Annotated in this window: 13 protein-coding genes; 8 read left to right on the forward strand and 5 right to left on the reverse strand. The window is 66.5% G+C overall.

Annotated elements, in window-relative coordinates:
* The 4 genes from N1F91_RS31210 to N1F91_RS28630 all read right to left on the reverse strand — a co-directional run bounded on the left by N1F91_RS31210 (window position 1) and on the right by N1F91_RS28630 (window position 1,895).
* Complete coding sequence (locus N1F91_RS31210) at window positions 1-288, reverse strand: GNAT family N-acetyltransferase (protein WP_354670572.1); 288 nt, start codon at window positions 286-288, stop codon at window positions 1-3.
* Window positions 285-503 carry a hypothetical protein gene (locus tag N1F91_RS31215; protein WP_354670573.1) on the reverse strand — a complete coding sequence of 73 codons (219 nt, stop codon included), beginning with the start codon at window positions 501-503 and terminating at the stop codon, window positions 285-287. The genes N1F91_RS31210 and N1F91_RS31215 overlap by 4 nt, the downstream gene beginning before the upstream one ends.
* Window positions 500-781: a DUF1778 domain-containing protein gene (locus tag N1F91_RS28625; protein WP_289997192.1), complete on the reverse strand. Its 282-nt coding sequence runs from the start codon at window positions 779-781 to the stop codon at window positions 500-502. Before N1F91_RS28625 ends, N1F91_RS31215 begins: the two co-directional genes overlap by 4 nt.
* 211 nt (window positions 782-992) lie before the next feature.
* Window positions 993-1,895, reverse strand: coding sequence for an HNH endonuclease (locus N1F91_RS28630; RefSeq protein WP_289997193.1), 903 nt, complete (start codon window positions 1,893-1,895; stop codon window positions 993-995).
* A gap of 146 nt (window positions 1,896-2,041) precedes the next feature.
* Here N1F91_RS28630 and N1F91_RS28635 point away from each other — a divergent pair, with 146 nt between their 5' ends.
* From N1F91_RS28635 to N1F91_RS28660, 6 genes are all read left to right on the forward strand, one after another.
* Complete coding sequence (locus tag N1F91_RS28635) at window positions 2,042-2,683, forward strand: TetR/AcrR family transcriptional regulator (RefSeq protein ID WP_289997194.1); 642 nt, start codon at window positions 2,042-2,044, stop codon at window positions 2,681-2,683.
* Entirely contained in the window at window positions 2,676-3,836 is a 1,161-nt protein-coding gene (locus tag N1F91_RS28640; RefSeq protein WP_289997195.1) for an isovaleryl-CoA dehydrogenase, read from the forward strand. The genes N1F91_RS28635 and N1F91_RS28640 overlap by 8 nt, the downstream gene beginning before the upstream one ends.
* A gap of 123 nt (window positions 3,837-3,959) precedes the next feature.
* Window positions 3,960-4,346: an AbrB/MazE/SpoVT family DNA-binding domain-containing protein gene (locus N1F91_RS28645; protein ID WP_289997196.1), complete on the forward strand. Its 387-nt coding sequence runs from the start codon at window positions 3,960-3,962 to the stop codon at window positions 4,344-4,346.
* Window positions 4,343-4,726 carry a type II toxin-antitoxin system VapC family toxin gene (locus N1F91_RS28650; RefSeq protein WP_289997197.1) on the forward strand — a complete coding sequence of 128 codons (384 nt, stop codon included), beginning with the start codon at window positions 4,343-4,345 and terminating at the stop codon, window positions 4,724-4,726. The genes N1F91_RS28645 and N1F91_RS28650 overlap by 4 nt, the downstream gene beginning before the upstream one ends.
* Before the next feature lie 9 nt (window positions 4,727-4,735).
* Window positions 4,736-6,343 carry a carboxyl transferase domain-containing protein gene (locus tag N1F91_RS28655; RefSeq protein ID WP_289997198.1) on the forward strand — a complete coding sequence of 536 codons (1,608 nt, stop codon included), beginning with the start codon at window positions 4,736-4,738 and terminating at the stop codon, window positions 6,341-6,343.
* Window positions 6,344-6,363: 20 nt separating this feature from the next.
* Window positions 6,364-6,714, forward strand: a complete 351-nt coding sequence (locus N1F91_RS28660; protein ID WP_289997199.1) for a DUF2200 domain-containing protein — start codon at window positions 6,364-6,366, stop codon at window positions 6,712-6,714.
* Between the two features lie 18 nt (window positions 6,715-6,732).
* Here N1F91_RS28660 and N1F91_RS28665 read toward each other — a convergent pair whose 3' ends face one another.
* A complete protein-coding gene (locus N1F91_RS28665; RefSeq protein WP_289997200.1) occupies window positions 6,733-7,143 on the reverse strand; it encodes a hypothetical protein in 411 nt (136 codons plus the stop codon).
* 208 nt (window positions 7,144-7,351) lie between these two features.
* Here N1F91_RS28665 and N1F91_RS28670 point away from each other — a divergent pair, with 208 nt between their 5' ends.
* Together N1F91_RS28670 and N1F91_RS28675 are read left to right on the forward strand one after the other, a co-directional pair.
* A complete protein-coding gene (locus N1F91_RS28670) occupies window positions 7,352-7,552 on the forward strand; it encodes a hypothetical protein (protein ID WP_289997201.1) in 201 nt (66 codons plus the stop codon).
* Between the two features lie 71 nt (window positions 7,553-7,623).
* The gene (locus N1F91_RS28675; protein ID WP_289997202.1) at window positions 7,624-7,806 is read left to right on the forward strand and encodes a hypothetical protein; all 183 of its coding nucleotides are present in this window, start codon (window positions 7,624-7,626) and stop codon (window positions 7,804-7,806) included.
* The last annotated feature ends 301 nt before the right edge of the window (window positions 7,807-8,107 follow it).

Here is an 8,107-nt window from a genome sequence, read left to right on the forward strand (position 1 = left end):
TCAGTCACCGCCCTGGAGATTGCGCAGATCCTTCAACAGCGCGAAGAGATGCAGCGGGTCGGTTGGCGAGTCCTGGAAATCGAACCGTCTGTAGAAGTTCCGGGCTTCTTCGTCCTTGGCGTGGACGACGAGCGCACGGATGCGCGCGATGTCCGCCGCGCGGATCGTCCTGATCACCGCGTCCCGAAGGAGCCAGGCACCCACGCCCCTGCCCTGCCACTGTGACGAGACGGCCAGGCGTGCCAGAAGCATAACCGGCACGGCATGGCGCGCCAATCCCCTGCTCATTCGTTCAGGCGCATCCGCGTGGCGACCTCGCTGACGACCAGCGTGTGGAAGCCGATCACCACGTCATCCGCCAAGCCGACATAGGTTTGCGAGGCGTTCGCCTGCTGGTTCGCCAGCGCATAGCGGACGAGGAACCGGTTCAGCGCTTCCTGCCCGCAGTCGAACGCATCGACCGCATGGCCGCGGGTCAGCTTCTCGACCCGGAATCCCGTCACGCCGGCTCGCGGCCGGAGAAGATGCCGGGTTCGACAAGCAGCTTTCGCAGGCGTGGCAGGTCTCGCGCTGGCTCGTCCAGCGCGTCGGCGAAAGCGCGCCAGCGTTCCTCATCGAGATGAAAGCTGCGCCGGTCCGCCAGCGTATCGGCCGCACGGCCGAGCGCGCTGTCGAGAACGAAATCGGAGATGGAACGCCTCTCCGCCGCCGCCAGCGTGCGCTTGGCATCGGGCGTCAGCCGCAGGTCTAGCTTTTCCGTGCGGGTCGGTCTGGCCGGCATGAGGGTTCCTTTCGACACAGCCTACGACTTGGCGCCCGACCTTGTCATGACAGAAATCCCGTAACCAGGAGGGCCTCAGCGGGAGTTGGCGGTGGGTTCGATCCCGCGGCAGGCGTTACGAGGCCGCGTCATTGCGCCGGTTCGCCACCCGGATACTTCCGCAGGCGGCGATCAACAGCGACTTCCCACGAAAGATGATCTGGCTGTCAAACTACTGCTTGAAGCAATGATCCCTGTGCCACTGGAGAAAGGCTGGATGCGGTCGCTCCAGTGGCCGTTCCGGCGCATGCGCGCGGCCCGTCCGGTTGATGATCGCCCGCACGCTGTCGGGATCGTTCACCTGTCGAGAGACGAGAATCGTGAGGTCGTCTGCCAATGCGATCAGTCCGCGGTCGAACATCCAATGAGCCGTACCTGAAAGCGCAATCCCATTGCGCAGGTCGTCCGGACCGTTGTGCTCGACAAGCTTGATGTGGGCGGCGTCAACTTCCGCGCGACCGCCACCATTGATCAGCCGCAGGCCGGTAACGGCGCAGCGTCGGTCATAGGCCTGCAGGACGATCTTCCTGAACACACGGTCGCGCACCACACGCGACGTCAACGTGCCGACGCGGTTCCGGACGTCATCGAAGATGAAGGGCTGCTGGGGTTGGTCGGTGAACTGTTGGGGCGTGTGCGATTCCCCGATACGCGGCAACACCGGCTGCTCCTCGTCGAAGGCGCGGGCCAGGATGCGTGCGAAGTCCGCCGATGACAGCGGACGGACCGCGGATTGGGCCCGTCCCGAGATTGCGCCATGTTCGTTGCGGACGCCGCGCTCGACCACGCCGCCGTCGGGTGCAAAGGGAACAGGATTGGCAAAATGCAGGAACGTGCCTGGCTCGATGATGGCAATGTACATGCCTGGCGCGGTCGGGTCCTCGATCACCTCCTGAACCCGTGCCATGGCGTAGTACCCGCGCGTCTCGCGAACCTTGCGCGGCTCGTAGTAGACGATCCAGTCTCCGACGCAGGCCCGTACGCGGCCAAGATACTGCCGCGGAAACTGATACCGCTCCGCCGGACTGTCATCATAGATCGAATCCGTACGGTGGATGAAGACGCCATACCCCATGTCCCCACCGTAGCTGCTTCAGCGGCGACCGCCAGTCCACAATTCGCAGTTCGAAGCCGTATCGCCCCCAGTCCAGGCCGCCCCTTCATCCCCCTTGAAATAAACGGCCGTTCGTTTTATTCCTCACCCTCAGAAGGGGCCACGCCTTGGCACGCACAACCGGTTCATTCGGCGAGAAGACGGAAGCGGCGCTGCGGGAGGCGGCGGTGGAGCTGATTGCGCGGCATGGCTACGAGGCCGTGTCGATGCGGCGGCTGGCGGCGGAAATCGGGCTGCAGGCGGCGGCGCTCTACAACTATTTCCCCACCAAGGAAGACCTGCTGTTCACGCTGATGCGCGAGCACATGGAAGGCCTGATCGCGGCCTGGGCTGCTGCCGATCCCGGCGGGGCGCCGCGCGAGCGGCTCGCCGGCTTCGTGGAGAACCACATCGTCTTCCATGTCGAGCGGCGGCACGCGACGCACGTGTCGAACATGGAGTTGCGAAGCCTGTCGCCGGAGCGGCTGACGGCGATGCTGCGCCTGCGCTCCGCCTATGAGAAGGAGTTGCGCCAGATCCTGCGCGAGGGCGCCGCGGCGGGAGAGTTCTCCGTCGACGACCCGACGCTGACGGCGATGGCGATCATCCAGATGATCACCGGCGTCATCGTCTGGTTCCGGCCGGACGAGCGGCTGTCGGTCGAGGAGGTCGCCGCCACCTATCACGCCATGACGATGCGCCTCGTCGGCGCGCAACCATCGCGCCGGCAAGGCGCCGAGAAAAAGCCCAGGGAGAGCCTCGATGTATGACCATGTGATGGATTTCGGCCTCGGCGAGGACGTTTCCGCGTTGCGCGAGACGGTGCGCCGCTTCGCCCAGGAGCGCATCGCGCCGATTGCCGCCGAAATCGACCGTTCGAACGAGTTCCCCGCCGGCTTGTGGGCCGAACTCGGCGCGCTCGGCCTGCTCGGCGTGACCGCCGATCCCGACTTCGGCGGATCGGGCATGGGCTATCTCGCCCATGTCGTGGCGGTGGAAGAGATCTCCCGCGCCTCGGCGTCGGTGGGCCTGTCCTACGGCGCGCATTCCAATCTCTGCGTCAACCAGATCAACCGCTGGGGCACACCTACGCAGAAGGCGCGCTACCTGCCGTCACTCTGCTCCGGCGCTTCGGTCGGCGCGCTCGCCATGTCGGAGCCGGGCTCGGGCTCGGACGTGGTCTCGATGCGGCTCAAGGCCGAGAAGAAGAACGACCGCTTCGTGCTCAACGGCTCGAAGATGTGGATCACCAACGGCCCCGACGCCGACACGCTGGTGGTCTATGCCAAGACCGACCCGGATCGCGGCTCGCGCGGCATCACCGCCTTTCTGATCGAGAAGGGCTTTGCCGGCTATTCGGTGGCGCAGAAGCTCGACAAGCTCGGCATGCGCGGGTCGAACACCGGCGAGCTGGTCTTCCAGGACGTCGAGGTGCCGTTCGACAACGTGCTCGGCGAGGAGGGACGCGGCGTCGAGATCCTGATGTCGGGGCTCGACTACGAGCGCGTGGTGCTGGCCGGCGGGCCGCTCGGCATCATGGCCGCCTGCCTCGACGTGGTCATGCCCTATGTGCACGAGCGCAAGCAGTTCGGCCAGCCGATCGGCGAATTCCAGCTGGTGCAGGGCAAGCTGGCCGATCTCTACACGACGATGAACGCCTGCCGCGCCTATGTCTACGCGGTGGCGTCGGCCTGCGACCGGGGCGAGACCACCCGCAAGGACGCCGCCGGCTGCATCCTCTTCGCCTCGGAGAAGGCGACGCTGGCGGCTCTCGACGCCATCCAGCTCCTCGGCGGCAACGGCTACATCAACGACTATCCGACCGGCCGCCTGCTGCGCGACGCCAAGCTCTACGAGATCGGCGCCGGGACGAGCGAGATCCGGCGCTGGCTGATCGGGCGGGAGATGATGGGCGAAGGGTGATCGGTGCGAGCGGATGCGCACCTTGGTCTCCGACCGACGTCTCGATGCCGCCGCAGTTCGGGGCGTTTGCCAGCCGGGCTCGTTTCTGGCAGATTGGGGTTCGGCTGGCGCTGGAGACAGTAAATGGCAGGACGAGGATTTGCCGAGGAGCCGCGCAGGTTCGAGGCGGAAGACACCGGCCTTCGGTCGGTCGACCATGTCCGGCTGAAAATCGACAGCGCCGGGCGCATCGTGATTCCAGCCGAGATGCGCGCCGCCATGCTGGTGAAGCCCGGCGACACCGTTACGGCCCGGGTCGAGGATGGCGAGTTCCGGATCGTCTCTCCGGACGTGGCTTTAAAGCGCGTGCAGGCTTTCGCGCGCAAGTGGAAGGCCGAGCATCCCGACGAGCCGAGCGTCGTCGACGAGCTGATCGCCGAGCGGCGGGAAGAGGCACGGCGGGAAGACGAACGCTACGACCGCCTTGCCAAAGAGGGGCGTGGGCCAGTTCCAGCACGGTCCCGCACGTGACAACGGTCGTCATCGACGCGTCGGTCTTTCTTGCGATCATGCGTGACGAGATTGGCGCGGCCATAGCCAGCGCCCGCATCCCGGGAGCCTTGATGTCAACCGTAAACACAAGCGAAGCGCTCATGCGGGGCGTCGAGAAGGGCATTCCGCTCGACCTGATGCGGGAGTTTCTCGCGGCGCAGGAAGTGCGGATGGTTCCATTCGACGACGAACTCGCGGTGAGCGCCGCCTTGCTGCGCCCATCCACCAAACACGCCGGCCTCTCCTTCGCCGACCGCGCCTGTATCGCCACCGCGATTCGCCACAAGGCGACCGTGGTCACAGCTGACCGTATCTGGGCTGACCTCGACCTGCCCTGCCCGGTCGAACTCATCCGCTAGGATAAATCCATGCCCGTCCTGCGCACTTCGTTGTCGACCGCCTCCGATGCCTTCCGCGCCAATGCGGAGCGCATGCGCGGGCTCGTGTCCGATCTCGCCGACAAGGCCGCCACCGTCGAGCGCGGTGGGCCGGAGGAGGCGCGGCGGCGGCATGCGGCGCGCGGCAAGCTTTTGCCGCGGGAGCGGCTGGCGCAACTGCTCGACACCGGTTCGCCCTTTCTCGAGATCGGCCAGTTCGCGGCGTGGGACATGTATGGCGGCGACATCGCGTCGGCCGGCATGATCGCGGGCGTCGGGCGGGTCGAGGGTCGCGAGGTGATGGTGGTGGTCAACGATGCCACGGTGAAGGGCGGCACCTACTATCCGATGACGGTGAAGAAGCATCTCCGCGCGCAGGAGATCGCGGCCGAGAACGCCCTGCCCTGCGTCTACCTCGTCGATTCGGGCGGCGCCAACCTGCCCAACCAGGACCAGGTGTTTCCCGACCGCGAGCATTTCGGCCGCATCTTCTACAACCAGGCCAACATGAGCGCCGCCGGCATCCCGCAGATCGCCTGCGTCATGGGCTCGTGCACGGCGGGCGGCGCCTATGTGCCGGCGATGGCCGACGAATCCATCATGGTGAAAAACCAGGCGACGATCTTCCTCGGCGGGCCGCCGCTGGTGAAGGCCGCCACCGGCGAGGAGGTGTCGGCCGAAGACCTCGGCGGCGCCGACGTGCACACGCGGCTGTCGGGCGTGGCCGACCACTACGCCCAGAACGACGAGCATGCGCTGGCGATCACGCGCCGCATCGTCGCCAATCTGAACCGGGTGAAGCCGGCCTCGCTGCAGCTGCGCGCCCCGCGACCGCCGCTGTTCGACCCGGCCGAGCTCTACGGGCTGATCCCTGCCGACACGCGCCAGCCCTACGACGTGCGCGAGGTGATCGCGCGGGTGGTCGACGGTTCGGAGTTCGACGAGTTCAAGGCCAATTACGGCACCACGCTGGTGACGGGCTTTGCGCATCTCTTCGGCATGCCGGTCGGCATCATCGCCAACAATGGAGTGCTCTTCTCCGAAAGCGCGCAGAAGGGGGCGCATTTCATCGAACTGTGCTGCCAGCGCAGGATCCCGCTGATCTTCCTGCAGAACATCACCGGCTTCATGGTCGGGCGCAAATACGAGGCCGGCGGCATCGCCAAGGACGGCGCCAAGCTGGTGACGGCGGTGGCGACCGCGCGGGTGCCGAAGCTCACCGTCATCATCGGCGGCTCGTTCGGCGCCGGCAATTACGGCATGTGCGGCCGGGCCTATTCGCCGCGCTTCCTGTGGATGTGGCCCAATGCGCGCATTTCGGTGATGGGCGGCGAGCAGGCGGCGACCGTGCTCGCCATCGTCAAGCGCGAGGGCATCGAGCGCAAGGGCGGCACCTGGCCGGCGGAGGAGGAAGCGGCGTTCAGGAAACCGATCCTCGACCAGTTCGAGACCGAGGGGCAGCCGCTCTATTCCTCCGCAAGGCTGTGGGACGACGGCATCATCGATCCGGCGCGCACGCGCGAGGTGCTGGCGCTGTCACTCTCGGCGGCGCTGAACCGGGAGGTGGAGGAAACGAAGTTCGGCCTGTTCAGGATGTAGAACCAGACGGGGAGCCGGCGATGCAGAAGCACCGTATCTATTCGACGAGCTTTGCGAGCGTCTATCCGCTCTACGTCGCCAAGGCGGAGCGGAAGGGGCGGACGAAGGCCGAGGTCGACGCGATCATCGCCTGGCTGACCGGCTACGAAGGCGCGGCTCTGCAGGGCGTGCTCGACGCCGGGACGGACTTCGAGACCTTCGTCGGCGAGGCCCCTGCCCTCAATCCCGCCCGCACCGCGGTGAAGGGCCTGATCTGCGGCGTGCGGGTCGAGACCGTGGAGGAGCCGCTGATGCGCGAGGTCCGCATTCTGGACAAGCTGATCGACGAACTGGCCAAAGGCAGGACGATGGAGAAGATCCTGCGCGGGTGACGAAGAGGCGCCAGGCGGTCACGAGACAGGAACCTCGCGCTCGAACTCGGCGTCCACCCGCCAGGGAGACCCGTCCGGCCGCGTCAGCATCAGGGTCAGGTGTAGCCGTCCGTCGCCGACGATGAAATGCGCCGCGATCCGCCGCCCGGCTCCGATGCGCGGCGCCGAACGCTCCCATCGTCCGTCACCGGCATACGCGACCAGCCCGGCCGCCGGGACGCGGATGGCCGCCGCCTCCCAACCATTGCTCGCGACGACGTGATAATGAACGCCGTCGCGACGTACACTGAGCGAGCAGTCGCATGACCCGGCATTCGACGACACCTGGCGCCAATAGCCGGTGAATTCGTCTATCGACGTCGCCTTCGCGATCAATGGGCGAAACAGCACCAGGCCGATCAGGACGGCGAACAGGAGGCGACGGATCATCGGCTTGTCCCTTGGCAGTCGCGCCTCTCCTATTCTCGATCGCTTACCAGAAGCTTTGGGCATCCCAGGCGATTTGAAGCGAATTGCGGGGGGGCTGCCGGCCGCGGGACGGAACATTCCTCGTCGCCGCGGCGAAAGCGCAAAGGCATTGGCGGAACGCACTGCTTCGCCCGGCGTTTCAAGGCATCGACAGGACGGGAGCCGGACAATGCGGAAAGAGACAGCGCGCGAAACCACCGAGGCGAACAAGAGCATCAGCCGGCCGGACGGGAAGCCGAAAGGCGGTACGGCCGCCACGGCCACAGGACGTCACGGTGTGGCCGCCAAGGCCATCGTCGACAAGGCCGCTGACGAGTCCGAAACGGCGCGCGTGGCCGAGAAGGCGGGCGAGAACGACCGCCGCCGATAGGCGCGCCGGGTCTGGCGCGGTCGGCCTCCTGCCGCTAGGCTCGTGCTCGATCGCAAGCGGAGGAGCGGCCTATGAGCGCGGGCTATGTGAACCTTGTTGTGCTGGTCGCCATTCTGGCGATCATCGGCGGCGCGGTCGCCATCTTCCGTTTCGCGGCGACGCGCCCGGCCGGACGCAAGGCACCGGGGGTCGCCAAGCCCTCGAAGACGGCGCAACGCAAGGTCAATCCGAAGACCGGCGACCTGTTTCCCTGAAAAGGGACAGGGCGGTGCGGACTTCGACCCTCCGCCCCGGGCTTTTGCGCTCGCTTCGCTGGAGGAGCGTGGTGCGTCCTTCGAGGCTCGCCCGCCGGGGGCTGAGGCTGCCTGTCCGGCGCTGAACGGGCGCGCACCTCAGGATGACGACCGCCGGTCGCCTGCGCGGGCAGGGTGGGCGCCGGAAATGCGGGGACAGTTTTACCCCGTCTACCCGATAACCCGAAATTCGTCGGGTCGGACGATGTGAAAGTTGTCGTTGACGGTGTCCCGGAAGGATTTCCACTTCTCGGGGAGCGTC

The sequence above is a fragment of the Aquibium sp. ELW1220 genome (assembly GCF_030398385.1).
Classification (GTDB): Bacteria; Pseudomonadota; Alphaproteobacteria; order Rhizobiales; family Rhizobiaceae; genus Aquibium.